The sequence below is a fragment of the Enterobacter cloacae complex sp. IR5412 genome (assembly GCF_049237385.1).
Classification (GTDB): Bacteria; Pseudomonadota; Gammaproteobacteria; order Enterobacterales; family Enterobacteriaceae; genus Enterobacter; species Enterobacter intestinihominis.
In genome coordinates, this window is record NZ_JBMKHQ010000002.1 from 165,394 (window position 1) to 180,116 (window position 14,723).

The 14,723-nt window shown below is 55.2% G+C and carries 15 protein-coding genes; 5 read left to right on the forward strand and 10 right to left on the reverse strand.

Going from position 1 to position 14,723, the window contains the following annotated elements; translation table 11 throughout:
- Positions 1 to 9 precede the first annotated feature (9 nt).
- Both ACOTX2_RS04305 and ACOTX2_RS04310 read right to left on the reverse strand, forming a co-directional pair.
- Positions 10 to 678 carry a methionine ABC transporter permease gene (locus ACOTX2_RS04305; RefSeq protein WP_017384621.1) on the reverse strand — a complete coding sequence of 223 codons (669 nt, stop codon included), beginning with the start codon at positions 676 to 678 and terminating at the stop codon, positions 10 to 12.
- The gene (locus tag ACOTX2_RS04310; protein ID WP_063148162.1) at positions 671 to 1,693 is read right to left on the reverse strand and encodes a methionine ABC transporter ATP-binding protein; all 1,023 of its coding nucleotides are present in this window, start codon (positions 1,691 to 1,693) and stop codon (positions 671 to 673) included. Before ACOTX2_RS04310 ends, ACOTX2_RS04305 begins: the two co-directional genes overlap by 8 nt.
- Before the next feature lie 399 nt (positions 1,694 to 2,092).
- Between ACOTX2_RS04310 and ACOTX2_RS04315 the strand changes: the two genes are divergently transcribed.
- The 5 genes from ACOTX2_RS04315 (at position 2,093) to lpp (ending at position 6,969) form a co-directional block, all read left to right on the forward strand.
- The gene (locus tag ACOTX2_RS04315; RefSeq protein WP_063148163.1) at positions 2,093 to 3,463 is read left to right on the forward strand and encodes a pyridoxal-phosphate dependent enzyme; all 1,371 of its coding nucleotides are present in this window, start codon (positions 2,093 to 2,095) and stop codon (positions 3,461 to 3,463) included.
- A 12-nt stretch (positions 3,464 to 3,475) separates the two neighbouring features.
- Positions 3,476 to 4,621 (forward strand): trans-sulfuration enzyme family protein, encoded by a 1,146-nt coding sequence (locus ACOTX2_RS04320; protein ID WP_022647879.1) that lies wholly within the window; start codon positions 3,476 to 3,478, stop codon positions 4,619 to 4,621.
- Between the two features lie 88 nt (positions 4,622 to 4,709).
- On the forward strand, positions 4,710 to 4,991 hold the full coding sequence (locus ACOTX2_RS04325; RefSeq protein ID WP_418517247.1) for a hypothetical protein: 282 nt from the start codon (positions 4,710 to 4,712) through the stop codon (positions 4,989 to 4,991).
- A gap of 7 nt (positions 4,992 to 4,998) precedes the next feature.
- Positions 4,999 to 6,420, forward strand: a complete 1,422-nt coding sequence (pykF, locus tag ACOTX2_RS04330) for a pyruvate kinase PykF (RefSeq protein WP_015570703.1) — start codon at positions 4,999 to 5,001, stop codon at positions 6,418 to 6,420.
- Between the two features lie 312 nt (positions 6,421 to 6,732).
- The gene (gene lpp / locus ACOTX2_RS04335) at positions 6,733 to 6,969 is read left to right on the forward strand and encodes a murein lipoprotein Lpp (protein WP_001082307.1); all 237 of its coding nucleotides are present in this window, start codon (positions 6,733 to 6,735) and stop codon (positions 6,967 to 6,969) included.
- Between the two features lie 60 nt (positions 6,970 to 7,029).
- Here the strand turns inward: lpp and ldtE are convergent, their stop codons facing one another.
- From ldtE to ACOTX2_RS04375, 8 genes are all read right to left on the reverse strand, one after another.
- A complete protein-coding gene (gene ldtE / locus ACOTX2_RS04340) occupies positions 7,030 to 8,043 on the reverse strand; it encodes a L,D-transpeptidase LdtE (RefSeq protein ID WP_038415919.1) in 1,014 nt (337 codons plus the stop codon).
- Positions 8,044 to 8,140: 97 nt separating this feature from the next.
- Positions 8,141 to 8,557 carry a cysteine desulfuration protein SufE gene (gene sufE / locus ACOTX2_RS04345; protein WP_063148164.1) on the reverse strand — a complete coding sequence of 139 codons (417 nt, stop codon included), beginning with the start codon at positions 8,555 to 8,557 and terminating at the stop codon, positions 8,141 to 8,143.
- A gap of 14 nt (positions 8,558 to 8,571) precedes the next feature.
- Entirely contained in the window at positions 8,572 to 9,792 is a 1,221-nt protein-coding gene (sufS, locus tag ACOTX2_RS04350; RefSeq protein WP_045309080.1) for a cysteine desulfurase SufS, read from the reverse strand.
- On the reverse strand, positions 9,789 to 11,060 hold the full coding sequence (sufD, locus tag ACOTX2_RS04355; RefSeq protein ID WP_063148165.1) for a Fe-S cluster assembly protein SufD: 1,272 nt from the start codon (positions 11,058 to 11,060) through the stop codon (positions 9,789 to 9,791). Before sufD ends, sufS begins: the two co-directional genes overlap by 4 nt.
- Positions 11,035 to 11,781 (reverse strand): Fe-S cluster assembly ATPase SufC, encoded by a 747-nt coding sequence (gene sufC / locus ACOTX2_RS04360; RefSeq protein WP_022647874.1) that lies wholly within the window; start codon positions 11,779 to 11,781, stop codon positions 11,035 to 11,037. Before sufC ends, sufD begins: the two co-directional genes overlap by 26 nt.
- A gap of 9 nt (positions 11,782 to 11,790) precedes the next feature.
- A complete protein-coding gene (sufB, locus tag ACOTX2_RS04365; RefSeq protein ID WP_003857739.1) occupies positions 11,791 to 13,281 on the reverse strand; it encodes a Fe-S cluster assembly protein SufB in 1,491 nt (496 codons plus the stop codon).
- An 8-nt stretch (positions 13,282 to 13,289) separates the two neighbouring features.
- Positions 13,290 to 13,658 carry a Fe-S cluster assembly scaffold SufA gene (gene sufA, locus ACOTX2_RS04370; RefSeq protein WP_022647873.1) on the reverse strand — a complete coding sequence of 123 codons (369 nt, stop codon included), beginning with the start codon at positions 13,656 to 13,658 and terminating at the stop codon, positions 13,290 to 13,292.
- A gap of 321 nt (positions 13,659 to 13,979) precedes the next feature.
- The gene (locus tag ACOTX2_RS04375) at positions 13,980 to 14,708 is read right to left on the reverse strand and encodes a MerR family transcriptional regulator (protein ID WP_038415914.1); all 729 of its coding nucleotides are present in this window, start codon (positions 14,706 to 14,708) and stop codon (positions 13,980 to 13,982) included.
- Positions 14,709 to 14,723: the final 15 nt, after the last annotated feature.

Below are 14,723 nucleotides of genomic sequence, written 5' to 3' on the forward strand. Positions count from 1 at the left end.
GTGTATTTATTAGCGTTTATCTAACAGTGAAGTAATGGCATCGCCGCAGAACTGGATAATGAACACGATGATCAGAATGGTCACCGTTGCCACCAGCGTGACGTCACCATGGTTGCGCTGGAATCCTTCCAGATAAGCCAGATTTCCCAAACCGCCGGCACCTATCACCCCCGCCATTGCGCTGTAGCTCACCAGCGCAATCAGCGTCACCGTCATACCTGAAACCAGTGCGGGTGAAGATTCCGGCAGTAAAACCCGAAACACTAACGTGCTCAGCCGTGCGCCCATCGAACGCGTGGCTTCAATTACCCCTTTATCCACTTCCCGCAGGGCAATCTCGACCAGACGGGCGTAGAACGGCGCGGCGCCCACAATCAGGGCGGGCAGCGCAGCGTTAGCGCCGAGAATGGTCCCCACAACGGTCTTGGTGAACGGGATCAGCAGAACAATGAGAATGATGAACGGAATCGAGCGGAACACGTTCACCACAATCGACATCACGCTGTAGACCGTGCGGTTGTGGAATAAACCGCCGCGGGCGGTTAAAAACAACGCCAGACCGAGCGCGATCCCCAGAACAAACGTCGCCACGCCGGAAAGCGCGGTCATGTAGAGCGTCTCCTGGGTTGCAGCCCAAAGTTGATCCCACTTCAGGTGCGGAAAGAGTTCTTCAGCCATGCTTGATTACCTCGCCTTCAATATCGCTTTGCTTCAGGTCGGCGAGGATATTGTTCAGTTGTTCATCCGATGCCACCACGTGCACCCAGAGCTGCCCGAAAACACCGTGAGCGGTTTGCGTCATTTTGCCGTGCAGGATGTTAAACGGTAGGCCGTAGCGCAGGGTCAGTTCTCCGACGATCGGCCTGTGCGTGCTGTGCCCGGTGAAGGTGAGCTTGATGACCGCGCCCTCCAGCTCATTTGCCAGTTCGGTATTGAAGGTCTCTTCCTCCGCGTACTGGCTCACCTGGCGGACAAACTGCCGGGTGATCGGCTGCTGAGGATGCGTAAACACGCTCAGCACCTCCCCCTCTTCCACCACCTTGCCGTTCTCCATTACCGCCACACGGTCGCAGATTTTGCGCACCACATGCATCTCATGCGTAATGAGTACGATGGTCAGGTTAAAACGACGGTTAATGTCCAGGAGCAGATCGAGGATCTGATCGGTGGTCTGCGGATCCAGCGCCGAGGTGGCTTCGTCACACAGCAGTACGTCCGGATGATTGGCCAGCGCGCGGGCAATGCCCACACGCTGTTTTTGCCCGCCGCTCAGCTGGGACGGGTAGGCATTCTCGCGCCCCTTCAGGCCGACCAGCTCCACCAGCTCGGCAACGCGAGCCTGAATTTGCGCTTTTGGCACACCGGCAATTTGCATTGAAAAGGCGATGTTTTCCTTCACCGTGCGCGACCAGAGCAGATTAAAGTGCTGGAACACCATGCTGATTTTCAGGCGTGCCTGACGCAGCGCTTCTCCCTTCGCGGCGGAGATATCCTGGCCGTTAATGGTGACGCTGCCGACGCTGGGCTTTTCCAGACCGTTCAGCAGACGGATCAGCGTACTTTTCCCGGCCCCGCTGTAACCAATGATCCCGTAAATCTGTCCCTGCTCTATCGTCAGGTTGACGTTATCAACGGCTGTCAGCGCCTGTTTCCCGTTGTCAAAAACCTTCGAAATATTGCTGAGTACGATCATTCTTATTTGTTATCCGTTTCGCATATAGCGGTTTAGCAGTATGGATGTCCAAAAGATAGTAAACACCCGTTATCAGCTTTTAAATGACCAAAAAAGAATTTCTTATAATTCTGCGGTATAAGCAGCGAACTGGCGGGTGAAAAGCATTTAGATGAATATCAGCAATAATTATCTGCCATTTGCATATCAGGTCTCACTCACCCGACGAAATCGGCTAATTTTGCAGCACTTTATGCGGATATAGCCATCCTCACATCCGGACAACTTTACGTCTTGCTGTCTTTCCATCTGAAAACACAAGGATTATTCCTTTCTGTTCTAAAACCCAGTGAAACGTTCTTTATTGAGAAAATTTCATGGTTCTATCATCCGGTCATCACCTCTTCACAGGACATGACCATGACGCTTTACCACTCCGTCACCGAACTGATTGGCCGTACGCCGCTCATCCAGCTGCACAAGCTGGACACCGGCCCCTGCTCGCTGTTTCTGAAGCTGGAAAACCAGAATCCCGGCGGCTCGATTAAAGACCGCGTCGCGCTGTCGATGATTAACGAAGCCGAGCGTACGGGCCAGCTACGGCCCGGCGGCACCATTATTGAAGCCACGGCGGGGAACACCGGTCTGGGGCTGGCGTTGATTGCGGCGCAGAAGGGCTACTCGCTGATTCTGGTGGTGCCGGACAAAATGAGCCGCGAGAAGATTTTCCACCTGCGGGCGTTAGGGGCGCAGGTCGTGCTGACCCGCTCGGATGTGAATAAAGGGCATCCGGCCTACTACCAGGATTATGCCCGGCGGCTGGCGAATGAACTGCCAGGCGCGTTTTATATCGACCAGTTCAATAACGCAGCCAATCCGCTGGCGCACCGCACCACTACCGCACCGGAACTGTTTGAACAGCTTGACGGCCAGATCGATGCCATCGTCGTCGGCGTAGGGTCCGGCGGTACGCTGGGGGGCTTACAGGCGTGGTTTGCAGAACATTCGCCGCAGACGGAATTTGTGCTTGCCGATCCGGCCGGGTCGGTGCTGGCGGACCAGGTTGAGACCGGACGCCATCAGGATGCCGGATCGTGGCTGGTTGAAGGGATTGGCGAAGACTTTATCCCTCCGCTGGCGCACATCGAAGGGGTTAACCGCGCCTGGCGCATTACCGATCGCGAGGCGTTCACCACCGCCCGCGATCTGCTAAAAACGGAAGGGATCCTGGCAGGCTCCTCCACCGGCACGCTGCTGGCGGCGGCGCTGAAATATTGCCAGGCGCAGACTACGCCAAAACGTGTGGTCACCTTCGCCTGCGACAGCGGAAATAAATACCTCTCGAAGATGTTCAACGACGACTGGATGCGCCAGCAGGGGTTGATTTCGCGTCCGCAGGCAGGCGATCTCTCGGACTATATTGCCCTGCGCCACGATGAAGGCGCGACGGTGACTGCCGCCCCGGACGACACGCTTTCCACCGTGCTGGCCCGCATGCGCCTGTACGACATCTCCCAGCTGCCGGTGCTCGATAACAACAAGGTCGTCGGCATCATCGACGAGTGGGACCTGCTGCGGCACATCGGGGGAGATGCCGATCGCTTCTCCCTCCCCGTGACGGCGGCCATGACGCGTCAGGTCGAATATCTGGATAAGCAGGCCCCGGAGAGCGCCCTGTACGCCGTCTTTAACCGTGGCCTGGTGGCGATTATTTATGACGAAGACCGCTTTCTGGGTCTGATCACACGCAGTGACGTACTCACCACCTGGCGTAACCGCCTGACGAAATAAAAGGAGCAAAAGATGAAAAACCTGGCCACCCTCAGCGTGCACAGCGGTGAGTATCACGACACGCACGGCGCCGTGATGCCGCCAATTTACGCCACGTCGACGTTTGCGCAACCGGCACCGGGTGAACATACCGGCTACGAATACTCCCGGAGCGGCAACCCAACCCGCCATGCGCTGGAGACCGCCATCGCCGAACTGGAAGGCGGCACGCGCGGGTACGCCTTCGCGTCAGGGCTGGCGGCCATTTCCACCGTGCTCGAACTGCTGGATAAAGACAGCCATATCGTTGCCATTGACGACGTGTATGGCGGTACGTATCGCCTGATCGAAAACGTGCGCAAGCGCAGCACCGGGTTACAGGTGAGCTGGGTTAAGCCGGACGATGTAGCCGGACTTGAGGCCGCCATTCGCCCGAACACCCGCATGATCTGGGTGGAAACGCCGACGAACCCGCTGCTGAAACTGGCCGACCTGGAGGCCATCGCAGACATTGCCCGGCGCCATAATGCGATCAGCGTGGCGGATAATACCTTCGCCTCCCCGGTCATTCACCGGCCGCTGGAGGCGGGGTTCGACATTGTGGTTCACTCCGCCACCAAATATCTCAACGGTCATTCAGACGTGGTTGCCGGGCTGGCTGTTGTCGGGGCAAATAAGGATCTCGCGGAGCGTCTGGGCTATCTGCAAAACGCGGTTGGCGGCGTTCTGGATCCGTTCAGCAGCTTCCTGACGCTACGGGGGATTCGCACCCTCTCCCTGCGCGTTGAGAAGCACAGTGCCAACGCGCTGGCGATTGCGCAATGGCTGGAGCAGCATCCGCAGATAGAGAGCGTGCTCTATCCCGGGCTGGAGTCACACCCCCAGTATGCGCTTGCCCGCAGACAAATGGCGCTGCCGGGCGGCATGATCTCCGTTGTGATTAAAGGCGATGCGCAACGCGCGACAGAGGTGATTCGTCATCTTACGCTCTTTACCCTGGCGGAAAGCCTGGGCGGGGTGGAGAGTCTGGTGAGCCAGCCCTACAGCATGACCCACGCCTCCATTCCACTGGCGCAGCGTCTTGCAAACGGCATTGTGCCGCAGCTGATACGCCTGTCGGTGGGGATTGAGGATGCGAAGGATCTGATCGCCGACCTTCAACAGGCGCTGGAAAAGTGAGCAAAAAACGGCGGGCGTTGCGCCTGCCGTCATAAGATGACATTAGGCCTTAACGCCTTGATAACAAACTTATGTGAATCTGCACAGAATGTTTTTGAAACGCTGTTTCCATTTTCCTTTTTACTGTGAATCAGCGTATAATGCGCGCCAAATCCCTGGTGAATGGTTTCAGCGCTTGGAATACAAAAAACAACGTACAACTTCTCCTCTCCTTCGTTGGGCTGGCACTCAGGCACACTTTCTTCTGCACGCTCATTTGATGTCACCTATTCTTAGTGCGTGTCATATACTCTTTCGCAACACAGGTTTGACTCCGCGGCGGTGCGCCCCCGGAGCGAGATTCCCATATCCTTCCCAACTTAAAGACTAAGACTGTCATGAAAAAGACGAAAATTGTTTGTACTATCGGCCCGAAAACCGAATCCGAAGAGATGCTGAGCAAAATGCTGGATGCCGGCATGAACGTGATGCGTCTGAACTTCTCCCACGGCGACTATGCTGAACACGGTCAGCGTATTCAGAACTTGCGCAACGTGATGAGCAAGACCGGGAAAAAAGCGGCAATCCTGCTCGACACCAAAGGTCCTGAAATCCGCACCATCAAACTGGAAGGCGGTAACGACGTTTCCCTGAAAGCGGGCCAGACCTTCACCTTCACCACCGACAAATCCGTTGTAGGTAATAACGAAATCGTTGCCGTGACCTACGAAGGCTTCACCAGCGATCTGTCCGTTGGCAACACCGTGCTGGTAGATGACGGCCTGATCGGCATGGAAGTGACCGCGATTGAAGGTAACAAGGTTATCTGTAAAGTGCTGAACAACGGCGATCTGGGCGAAAACAAAGGCGTTAACCTGCCGGGTGTGTCCATTGCTCTGCCAGCGCTGGCTGAAAAAGACAAACAAGACCTGATCTTCGGCTGCGAACAAGGTGTGGACTTCGTTGCGGCGTCCTTCATCCGTAAACGTTCTGACGTGGTTGAGATCCGTGAGCACCTGAAAGCGCACGGTGGTGAGAACATTCAGATCATCTCCAAGATCGAAAACCAGGAAGGCCTGAACAACTTCGACGAAATCCTTGAAGCGTCTGACGGTATCATGGTAGCGCGTGGCGACCTGGGCGTAGAAATCCCGGTTGAAGAAGTGATCTTCGCGCAGAAGATGATGATCGAGAAATGCGTTCGCGCGCGTAAAGTGGTTATCACCGCAACGCAGATGCTGGACTCCATGATCAAAAACCCACGCCCTACCCGCGCTGAAGCCGGCGACGTGGCAAACGCCATCCTCGACGGTACCGATGCCGTTATGCTGTCTGGCGAATCTGCAAAAGGGAAATACCCTCTGGAAGCGGTCGGCATCATGGCGACCATCTGTGAGCGTACCGACCGCGTGATGAAAAGCCGTCTGGATTACAACAACGACAGCCGTAAACTGCGCATCACCGAAGCCGTATGCCGTGGTGCGGTAGAAACCGCCGAGAAACTGGAAGCCCCACTGATTGTCGTGGCGACCCAGGGCGGTAAATCTGCGCGTGCCGTGCGTAAATACTTCCCGGATGCGACCATTCTGGCGCTGACCACCAACGAAACCACCGCGCGTCAGCTGGTGCTGAGCAAAGGCGTGATCCCACACCTGGTGAAAGAGATTGCCTCTACCGATGATTTCTATCGTCTGGGTAAAGAAGTGGCCCTGGAACTGGTTGATTGTGGCCTGGCTCAGAAAGGCGACGTCGTGGTTATGGTTTCTGGTGCACTGGTACCAAGCGGTACAACCAACACTGCATCTGTCCACGTACTGTAATATTTCACGAACAAATTATTGTTTTGTTAAAAAGCGTCCTTCGGGGCGCTTTTTTTATTCCCGCCATTAACCAGAACTATTCAAAAAGCAAATCGGGTTTTTCTATTTAATCGCGATTTATCTAAGATGAATCCGATGAAAAATGCCTTTTTTAACATAGCTTTTTCGTCAAAATTGCCGATTTCGTTGCTTCTTTGAGCGAACGATCAAAAATAGGCGTAATCCCATCAAAAAAATATTCTCAACCCAAAAAACTTTGTGTAATACTTGTAACGCTACATGGAGATTAACTCAATCTAGAGGGTATTAATAATGAATCGTACTAAACTGGTACTGGGCGCGGTAATCCTGGGTTCTACTCTGCTGGCAGGTTGCTCCAGCAACGCTAAAATCGATCAGCTGTCTTCTGACGTTCAGACTCTGAACGCTAAAGTTGACCAGCTGAGCAACGACGTGAACGCAATGCGTTCCGACGTTCAGGCTGCTAAAGACGACGCAGCTCGCGCTAACCAGCGTCTGGACAACCAGGCTACTAAATACCGTAAGTAATAGTACCTGTTAATAAAATGGCGCACATTGTGCGCCATTTTTTTTGCCTTCGTCAAACCTCTACTGAAGCGCTTTCTCTCCCTCGCCTTCCGTCACCGCCGCTGAGACACGACTGTTCTGAACCGACAGGACAGAATTGCTGGCTGACGAACCATTGCCTGCTGAAACGGCAACCGGGATCCCGGCTCTGCGCGCCAGAGCTTTGTCGATTAGCGTTTTATCGCTACCAGATTCCGCTGCGAAGGCGGTAAATGCCGCCGAGTGCGTGAACGGCACCGTCTGTGGGTTTTCGCCCTCAGCCTGCGCCAGCGGCCTGTGCACCTCGATATAACGTTTGCCGTCCGGCTCGACGGAGAACTTAACCGGCTCATTGATAATCTGCACCCGCGTGCCGACGCGCACTTGTTCAAACAACGCTTTGATATCCGGCGCGTTCATTCGCATACAGCCCGAGCTGACCCGCAGCCCTACGCTGTCCGGCGCGCTGGTGCCATGAATAAGATATTCCCCATTCCCGATGCCCAGACGCAGCGCAAAGCGCCCCAGCGGGTTATTTGGCCCTGCGGGTACCACAGGCGGCAGTTTAATGCCCTGCGCCAGTGAGCGCGCTCTGATGCCCGCTGTGGGGGTCCAGGTAGGGTTAGGGATTTTCTGACTCACACGGGTGGTGCTGACCGGTGTTTCCAGCCCAAGCTGACCAATACCCAGCGGATAGACCTGCACGATATTTTCGCCAGGCGGATAGAAGTAAAGACGCAGCTCCGCCAGATTCACCACAATGCCCTCACGCTCGGTGTCCGGGAGCAGCATCTGGGAAGGAATGGTAATAACCGTTCCTGGCGCAGGGTTAACCGGTGCAATGGTATTATTGGTTTCAAGGATAAGCTGTGCGGCGGTATTAAACCGACGAGCGATAGCCTGGAGCTTATTGTCGCCTTCCTGAATGGTGTATGTCTGATTTTGCCCAATCAGGCGGCTGCCTGCGGGCGGTAAAGGATAATCAACCGCCCTGGCTGAATTAACAGCACTGAGCGAACCAAGGAGTAATAGAGTTATTAGAGACGCGCGCTTCATGCTGAGATTCCTTATTCACTGACCAAACGTCAGAAAGCTGAAAAACCAGCGAGGTGGAAACCACCCCGCGAAACAGAATGAATGCTGTTCTGTCAGTTTAGCTAAGGATTGTGGCTTTGGCGCGTATGGCGCGGATCATCGCTTCCAGTCCCTGGGAGCGGGACGGGGTGAGGTGTTGGGTTAAGGCCATTTTTTCAAACCACGAGCGAACGTCAAAGGCGACAATATCCTGCGCCGACATCTGGTGATAAAGAATAAATACGACGGCAATAAGCCCCTTCACAATGGCGGCATCGCTGTCACCCTGTAAATCGATTACGCCATCCTCCATCTGCTGCATCTGGATCCAGACCTGGCTCTGGCAGCCCTGAATGATGTTGTCCCGGTTATGCGCCTCTTCGCTGAGCGGCGGCAGGCGCTGACCTAGCTCGATAATATAAAGGTATTTCTCTTCCCAGTTTGCGCAACGCCCAAAGTTACGCAGCAATTTATCTCTGTCCGGCAAATCTGCCATCTCTCGCCTCTCCGTTAGCCAAGCAGCTGGTGAATACGTTTTAGTCCCGCCACCAGTCTGTCGACCTCTTCCGTTGTGTTGTACATCACCAGCGATGCGCGGCACATGGCCGGTACCTGATAATACGCCATCAGTGGCATCGCGCAGTGATGCCCGGTACGTACGGCGACGCCGTAATTATCCAGGAAACTGCCCACATCATAAGCGTGATGCTTGCCGAGGTTGAAGGCTATCACACCCAGACGGTCAGCAGGGCCATATAAGGTCAGATCCGGGACGCCGGCAAGCTCCTGCAAGGCATATTGCATCAGCAGCTGTTCGTACTCCTGAATCGCCGCCAGCCCCGTTTCAGAGACGTAGCTAATGGCCGCGCCCAGCCCGATGATCCCGCCTGTGTTTGGCGTGCCCGCCTCGAAGCGCCAGGGCGCCCGGGCGTAGGTTGTGCCTTCCGTCAGGCTGACGGTGGCAATCATTGACCCGCCCCCTTCCCACGGCGGCATGGCCTGGAGAATATCCTCCTTCACATACAACACGCCGATGCCCGTCGGACCATACAGCTTGTGCCCGGAGAAGACGTAGAAATCGCAGTCCAGAGTCTGTACGTCAACCGCATGGTGCATCACCGCCTGGGCGCCATCAATCAACACTTTCGCACCGGTCTGATGGGCTTTGTCGACGATCAGCGCCACCGGATTTTCCGTCCCCAGCACGTTTGAAACGTGGGTCACCGCTACCAGCCGCGTTCTGTCGTCAAGCAGGGCGTCCAGCTGTTCAAGCTGAAGCGTACCGTCTTCGTTTAGCGGGATCACCCGCAGTTGCGCCCCCATACGCTCACAGAGCATCTGCCAGGGCACGATGTTAGCGTGGTGCTCCATCTGGGTGATGATGATGTTATCCCCCGCGTGCACCTGCGCATTGCCCCAGCTGTTAGCCACCAGGTTGATCCCTTCGGTGGTGCCACGCACGAACACCAGCTCTTCCGGCGAACGCGCGTTGAGAAACGCCGCAACCTGCGTGCGCACGTTTTCCATGCGCTGGGTCGCCTCGGCGCTCAGAGTGTGGATCCCGCGATGGACCGCCGCATAACCGTGGCGGTAAAACTCGGCTTCCGCATCCACCACCTGATTCGGTTTTTGCGCGCTGGCCGCACTGTCGAGATAGGCCAGCGGCAGACCGTTCACTTCACGGGTCAGTACCGGAAAATCTGCCCGGACTTTCTCTACGGGAAATGTCATGCTTCGCCTCCAGGCAGCCGCTGACCGATACGGGCCAGCACCTGCTGTTTAAGTCCGCCATCGGGCAGCGCTTCCGTCAGCTCAGCCGCAAAGGCGTAAATAATCATCTTTTGCGCGGCCTGCTGGTCTATCCCGCGAGAGCGCAGGTAGAACATCTGCTCATCGTCAATACGCCCGACCGTTGCGCCGTGGCTGCATTTCACGTCGTCCGCATAAATTTCCAGCTGTGGTTTGGTGTCCACCTCTGCCAGACGTCCCAGCAAGAGGTTGTTGTTGGTCATCTGCCCGTCAGTTTTGATGGCGTGCTGCGCCACGTTGATCAGGCCGTTAAACACCGCACGTCCTTTGTCGCTGACGATGGTTTTGTGCAGCTGACGGCTGTTGCAGTAGCCTTTGTTATGCTCAAGCCAGGTGCGCGTGTCGCATACTTCTGACTTCACCGGCATCGCCAGGCTGTTAATGCGCAGCGTAGTGTTCTCACCGTTCAGCTGGGTGCTGGTATTGTGTCGCAGCACCGCGCCGCCAAGCAGGAAGCTGTGGCTGTACGCCGCGGCATCCTGGCCCAGCAGAATATCGTTGTGGGCGAAGTGGTGGCTGAGCGGATTCTCAAACGCCAGCTTGATATGGTGCAGCTGGGCGTTGGCCGCCACGTTCATCGTCAGACGCGAGCCGGTAAAATGGCGGGTGTCGTTCAGACTAACGTAATGCTCAATTACCGTCGCTTCTGCCCCTTCTGCCAGCTCGAGATGGTGGCGATAGTGGGCGGTGTTGATCTCGCCGCCCTCAACACCCTGGGTGATATGCATCAGCAGCAGCGGTTTCGCCGGGCGCTGGTTACGCTTAACGTGAATATGGGTGACAGACTGAGACAGGCTCTCTGTGAGGTGCAGAAAGACGTCAGGCTGGACCGGTGCACTCAACGACTGGCGCTCGTCGTTAATGGCGATATCGAACCCGCTCTCCTGTACGCTGTCGCTGAGTTCCTCACGAAACTGCCCGTCTACAAACACCAGACGCACGGCATCCACGCTCAGCGCCAGCATATCGCGCTGGCCGGGGCTAACCTGCGCCAGACGGGTGACAAACTCGCCGTTCAGCAGGCCGTCCAGCGGGGTATATTTCCAGTTCTCATGCTTACGCGTCGGTAAACCGAGACGCAGCATCTGCTGGAGATGGTGCTGAGCCTGTTCAGAGCGCGCTCCACCCTGCGCTTCAAACAGCCGGTGCCACTGCTGGAGTGCATTACTGCTGTTCGGTAAGCCAGCCATAACCCTGCTCCTCCAGTTGTTTAACCAGCGTAAAGTCACCGGATTTCACAATGCGCCCCTGATAAAGCACGTGGACATAGTCCGGTTTGATGTAGTCCAGAATACGCTGGTAGTGAGTCACGATAATAAATGAGCGGTTACCGTCACGCAGAGAGTTTACGCCGTCGGCAACGATCTTCAGGGCATCAATATCCAGCCCTGAATCGGTTTCATCGAGAATGCACAGCTCCGGCTCAAGAACCGCCATTTGCAGAATATCGTTACGTTTTTTCTCACCGCCAGAAAAACCCACGTTCACCGAGCGGGTGAGCAGATCTTCGGGCATTTTCAGCAGCTTGATTTTCTCTTCCATCAGATCCTGGAAGTCAAAGCGATCCAGCGCCTCAAGTCCGCGATACTTGCGCACCGCGTTCAGCGCGGTTTGCAGGAAGAACTGGTTGCTGACGCCCGGGATTTCCACCGGATACTGGAAGGCCATAAAGATGCCCTCACCGGCACGCTCTTCAGGCGACATCTCCAGCAGATCCTTGCCGTTAAACTCAACGGAGCCGCTGGTGACCTCATAATCTTCGCGTCCTGCCAGCGTCGCTGAAAGCGTACTTTTCCCGGAGCCGTTTGGCCCCATGATGGCGTGAACTTCACCCGGTTTGACGTCAAAATTGAGCCCACGCAGGATCTCTTTCTCTTCCACGCTAACCTGTAAATCTTTAATGCTTAACATGTGCTTTCCTTAACCGACGCTGTGTTCAAGACTAATGGCGAGGAGTTTCTGGGCTTCAACGGCAAATTCCAGCGGCAGTTCAGAGAACACGTCCTTACAGAAGCCGTTAACAATCATTGAAATCGCATCTTCTTCACTGATCCCGCGTTGCAGGCAGTAGAACAGCTGATCTTCACCAATACGTGACGTAGTCGCCTCATGCTCGAGCTGGGCGCTGTTATTGCGGCATTCGACATAGGGGAAGGTATGCGCCCCGCAGTCCGCACCAATCAACATGGAGTCGCACTGGGTAAAGTTACGTGCGTTGGTGGCTGTCGGCATGATTTTCACCAGCCCGCGATAGCTGTTCTGGCTGTGACCGGCAGAGATCCCTTTGGAGATGATGGTCGATTTGGTGTTTTTACCGATGTGGATCATCTTGGTGCCGGTATCGGCCTGCTGATGACCGCTGGTCAGCGCCACGGAGTAAAACTCACCGATGGAGTTGTCGCCGCGCAGAATACAGCTCGGGTATTTCCAGGTAATGGCGGAGCCGGTTTCTGACTGCGTCCAGGACATCTTACTGTTTTCACCTTCGCACAGCGCACGCTTGGTGACGAAGTTCAGAATACCACCGGTGTTGCCATCGCCCGGGAACCAGTTCTGTACCGTAGAGTATTTCACTTCCGCGTCTTTATGGATGATCACCTCTACCACCGCCGCGTGCAGCTGGTAGCTGTCGCGCACCGGCGCCGAACAGCCTTCGATATAGCTGACGTAGCTGCCTTCATCGGCCACCAGGATGGTGCGTTCAAACTGGCCGGTTTTTTCCGCGTTAATGCGGAAATAGGTTGAGAGCTCCATCGGGCAGCGCACACCTTTAGGCACGTAGATAAAGGTGCCGTCTGACGCCACCGCCGCATTCAGTGCCGCGAAGAAGTTATCGTTACTGGGTACCACGGTGCCAATGTACTTTTTCACCAGCTCCGGGTGATCGTGAATGGCTTCCCCAAAGGAGCAGAAAATTATCCCCTGCTCCGCCAGCTTTTCACGGTAGGTGGTTGCCACCGAGACGGAGTCAAAAATGGCGTCCACCGCCACCTCTTTACCTTCGCGCACGGGCACGCCGAGCTGATTGAAGGCCTCTTCCACCTCTTTACTCAGGAAGCTGTTCTCGGCACCGGTTTGCTGTACCGCGCCGGGCTGCGAGGCACAGGTATCATCGCAGCTGCCGCATGAGGGCGCGGAGTAGTAGCTGTAATCCTGATAGTTCAGCTTATCGTAATGCGCTTTCAGCCAATGGGGTTCTTCCATCTCCAGCCACGCGCGGAATGCGCTCAGGCGAAACTCCAGCATCCACTCCGGCTCGTTACGTTTCGCCGAAATGGCGCGCACGACCTCTTCGTTGATGCCTTTCGCCAGCTCATCGGTTTGCAGCTGCGTGAAGAAACCCTCTTTATAGTTGAGGTGTCCGCCGCTCCAGGTGTTTACATCACTCGTTGCTTCAGTATTACGAGACATAGTACCGCCTATACCCCAAAGCTTTCGCCGCAGCCGCATTCGTTCTGGGCTTTCGGGTTATGAAATTTGAATAACTGGTTTAAACCTTCCCGAACGTAGTCGACTTCGGTTCCATCAATAAACGGCATAGCCTGTAGCGCGACGTATAACTTTGCACCGTCGGTTTCAAAGACCAGATCGTCCTTTTTGGGTTCGGTTACGGTATCCAGCACGTAGCCAAATCCCGCGCAGCCCGTCTGCTTAACGCCTAAGCGTACGCCGAGGATGTCGGGATTTTTTGCCACCAGCTCATGAATATGCGCCGCCGCCGCGGGCGTCAGCGTTAAGCCACGCCAGGCAAAATCGGCCGGATTGAAGGTTTCTGAATGCAGTTCCATAGGTCCACCTCATCTGATAAGCCACCAGGGCATAACACCATGTTAGTGATAACGATTATCACTTCAACCCCCTGCGAGCAGGGGCTTTGGGCTAAACCGCCCTTTTTGGCTACTTTCATTAAGCATAGACCCTGTGACGGGATGCGGATGGGTGGGTTAGTTTTGTTCAATGCATTGATAAATAATGCATTTCATAAGAAAGGCGGTAAGGTGGCGGGCAATAATAAAAATTGTATTGAAAATACCTATTTTTAAGATAGCTATCTTCCAATAAGAAAGCGGACTCGAAAAGACAAAAAGGCCCTGACGGACCCCTTAACATCAGTGATGGAACGAGACGGCGAAACCCTGTTCACGCCAGTGGTCGAGCTGCTCCTGTTGACGAGGCGTAGGTGCTTTACCGGTCCAGACGAAAATTTTTTGTCCAGGGAAAAGTTCCGGACGTGGAGAATCAATCGGCTCAGCCAGCACGTCAATATGCCAGCCCTTATAGGCAAGACGGGCAGCTTCCAGCCATAAATGCGTACGGTCGTCGCACTCCCACCCAATCAGCAGCGCATCCTTACCTGCTTTTTTTCGCGACTCACCCAGGCTTGTAACGGCAAACTCAATCAGGACACCGTCGAGCAGGCTCGCCATGTGACGCACCGTATTCTGGTCCTGGTTCATTCGCTGACGCACAGGGGTGATGATGTTATCTATCAGAACATCCATCGCATGGTCGCGGCGGAACTCGCCGATTTTGGCGCGCAGTTTTGCCGGGCTGGCATAGCGCAGAACGGTTAACATCTCTTCCTGAAACGATGCCCAGTTCCCCTGAGTCATCACTTCTGTATTTTCAAGAAGCGCTTTTACTTTACCGACCGAAACACCCGTTTTCATCAGGCGTTTGATCTCTTCGATACGCAGGATATCTTCATCGTCAAACTGACGATGACCCCCTTCACTTCGCTGCGGCTTCAACAATCCATAACGGCGCTGCCAGGCACGCAGCGTAACGGGGTTGATACCGCATCGTTCGGCCACTTCGCCGATACTGTAATAGGCCATTAACTCCCTCACGCA

Bases quoted from the DNA above. Each gene is read 5' to 3' on its own strand.
- ACOTX2_RS04320 (WP_022647879.1), top strand. From the start codon at position 3,476: ATGAAAAACCTGGCCACCCTCAGCGTGCACAGCGGTGAGTATCACGAC.
- sufB (WP_003857739.1), bottom strand. From the start codon at position 13,281: ATGTCTCGTAATACTGAAGCAACGAGTGATGTAAACACCTGGAGCGGC.
- ACOTX2_RS04375 (WP_038415914.1), bottom strand. From the start codon at position 14,708: ATGGCCTATTACAGTATCGGCGAAGTGGCCGAACGATGCGGTATCAAC.
- ACOTX2_RS04310 (WP_063148162.1), bottom strand. From the start codon at position 1,693: ATGATCGTACTCAGCAATATTTCGAAGGTTTTTGACAACGGGAAACAG.
- sufE (WP_063148164.1), bottom strand. From the start codon at position 8,557: ATGGCAGATTTGCCGGACAGAGATAAATTGCTGCGTAACTTTGGGCGT.
- sufC (WP_022647874.1), bottom strand. From the start codon at position 11,781: ATGTTAAGCATTAAAGATTTACAGGTTAGCGTGGAAGAGAAAGAGATC.
- sufA (WP_022647873.1), bottom strand. From the start codon at position 13,658: ATGGAACTGCATTCAGAAACCTTCAATCCGGCCGATTTTGCCTGGCGT.
- ACOTX2_RS04325 (WP_418517247.1), top strand. From the start codon at position 4,710: ATGTTTTTGAAACGCTGTTTCCATTTTCCTTTTTACTGTGAATCAGCG.
- sufD (WP_063148165.1), bottom strand. From the start codon at position 11,060: ATGGCTGGCTTACCGAACAGCAGTAATGCACTCCAGCAGTGGCACCGG.
- sufS (WP_045309080.1), bottom strand. From the start codon at position 9,792: ATGACATTTCCCGTAGAGAAAGTCCGGGCAGATTTTCCGGTACTGACC.
- lpp (WP_001082307.1), top strand. From the start codon at position 6,733: ATGAATCGTACTAAACTGGTACTGGGCGCGGTAATCCTGGGTTCTACT.
- ldtE (WP_038415919.1), bottom strand. From the start codon at position 8,043: ATGAAGCGCGCGTCTCTAATAACTCTATTACTCCTTGGTTCGCTCAGT.
- pykF (WP_015570703.1), top strand. From the start codon at position 4,999: ATGAAAAAGACGAAAATTGTTTGTACTATCGGCCCGAAAACCGAATCC.
- ACOTX2_RS04305 (WP_017384621.1), bottom strand. From the start codon at position 678: ATGGCTGAAGAACTCTTTCCGCACCTGAAGTGGGATCAACTTTGGGCT.
- ACOTX2_RS04315 (WP_063148163.1), top strand. From the start codon at position 2,093: ATGACGCTTTACCACTCCGTCACCGAACTGATTGGCCGTACGCCGCTC.